Below are 1973 nucleotides of genomic sequence, written 5' to 3'. Positions count from 1 at the left end.
CTCCTTCCCAGGGAGACATCGACCTTCGCTGCTTCCGCACGAGCTCGGCGTCCGCATTGCCGGTTTCGAGGCTTTCTTCGGCGTTCACTTTCGTTAGGGCCTGCTTGCTCGCTGACCCGCTTTCCGGGCCTTTTCCCAGAGGCTTCGACCACCGGCGTTACCGACAGCAGCCGCTCCGGCTGCTTCCGGCTGGAGCAATAGTTGCCGGGCGGAGATCACTACCTCCCCACTGGGCGATGCACCCTTTTCACGGCGCATGCGGAAGTCAGGCTAGCTCAGTCGCACGCAGACCGACTTGAGCTCGGTATAGTTTGCCAGCACTGCATGGCCCATCTCTCGGCCCCATCCCGACTGCTTATACCCTCCGAAGGGAAGGGCCGCATCGAAGACATTGTAGCAGTTGATCCAGACCGTTCCCGCCCGGATCCGGCGTGCGAGCCTGTGGGCCTTGCCGACATCCCGGGTCCAGATTCCCGCCGCCAGGCCGTAGATCGTCTCGTTGGCCGCCGCCGGAATCTCCTCCTCCCTCGTAAAGGAGGAGGCGCAGACGACCGGCCCGAAGATCTCCTCCCGCACAATCTTCATTTCCGGCCGGACATCGGTGAAGAGCGTCGGCGGCACGAAGTAGCCGCGCCCCCGGGTGGTCAAGTCGGCCGACCTCGCGCGGGCGCCCTCTTCGCTCCCGATCCGGATATACCCCTTGACCCGATCGTACTGCTCCTTGGAGACGAGCGGTCCCATCTCGGTGTCAAGCGCCATGCCCGGCCCCACCCGAATCTTCTCGGCTTCCTTGGCGATCCGCTCGGCCACCTCGTCCGCCACCGGTGCTTCCACGAAGAGCCGGCTGCCCGCGCAGCAACACTGGCCGTGGTTGAAAAAGATCGCCATCGCCGCTCCGGCCGCCGCCTCCTCGAGATTCGCATCGGCGAAGATGATGTTGGGCGACTTTCCACCGAGCTCGAGACTCACCTTCTTGAGATTCCCCGTAGCCGCTTGAGCGATCCGCTTGCCCACCTCGGTCGAGCCCGTGAAAGCCACCTTATCGACGTCCGGATGAGCGGCCAAGGCCGCTCCGGCGGTCTCCCCGAAGCCGGGCAGAATGTTGACGACCCCCTCCGGAAAGCCCGCTTCCCCGATGAGCTCCCCCAGCCGCAAGGCCGAAAGCGGCGTCTGCTCCGCCGGCTTGAGCACGACCGTGCAGCCGCACGCAAGGGCGGGACCCAGCTTCCAAGCCGCCATCAAAAGCGGAAAGTTCCAGGGAATGATCTGCCCCACGACCCCGACCGGCTCCCGAACCGTGTAGGCAAGGTAGCTCTCCGGATCGGCGAGCCCCAAGGGAATCGTATTCCCCTCGATCTTGGTCGCCCAGCCAGCCATGTACCGGAAGAGGTCGATCGCCAGCGGCACGTCCGCCACCCGCGCCACGGCGAGCGGCTTGCCGTTGTCCAGCGATTCGAGCTGAGCGAACTCCTCCAAATGCTCCTCGATCCGGTCGGCAAGCTTCCAGAGCAGCTTTCCCCGCTCCGCGGGAGCCATCCTGGACCAGGGACCCGTCGTGAATGCGGATCTCGCCGCCCGGACCGCCCGGTCCACGTCCTCCGCATCCGCCTCGGCCACCTGCGCGAGCGTCTCCTCGGTCGCCGGATTGACCGTGGCGAAGGTCTTTCCCGACGCCGCATTCACCCATTGACCTCCGACCAGGAGCCGTTTCGGACCCCGTAAAAACTCCTCCACCCGCGGATGGATCGGAACCAGATTCGTCTTTTTCCCCTGTTCCTTGTCTTCCGTCACCATGGCCATTGCGTTCTCCTTGGTTAATTCCCCTTTTTGGTCATTATAGTGCCAGCACGCCGATCGTGGCAAACACGCCCCGACTCGGGCCAGCGAGGGCATCCCCTCTCCGCTTCTGCGCCGTTCCCTCCGCGCCGCGTGCTTCCCCCCAGGGCTGCGTACAAGCCGCAGGGGAACGCTTG

The 1973-nt window shown here is 64.9% G+C and carries 1 protein-coding gene; it reads right to left on the bottom strand.

Translation table 11 applies throughout. From position 1 onward, the window contains the following. Positions 1-270 precede the first annotated feature (270 nt). The gene (locus MAMT_RS11185; protein ID WP_142661105.1) at positions 271-1794 is read right to left on the bottom strand and encodes an aldehyde dehydrogenase family protein; all 1524 of its coding nucleotides are present in this window, start codon (positions 1792-1794) and stop codon (positions 271-273) included. Between the last annotated feature and the right edge of the window lie 179 nt (positions 1795-1973).

This window comes from Methylacidimicrobium tartarophylax, assembly GCF_902143375.2.
Classification (GTDB): domain Bacteria; phylum Verrucomicrobiota; class Verrucomicrobiia; order Methylacidiphilales; family Methylacidiphilaceae; genus Methylacidimicrobium; species Methylacidimicrobium tartarophylax.
This window is presented reverse-complemented; position numbering and strand designations above follow the sequence as displayed.

Coding starts and splice junctions, on each gene's coding strand:
- MAMT_RS11185 (WP_142661105.1), bottom strand. CDS start 1,794: ATGGTGACGGAAGACAAGGAACAGGGGAAAAAGACGAATCTGGTTCCG.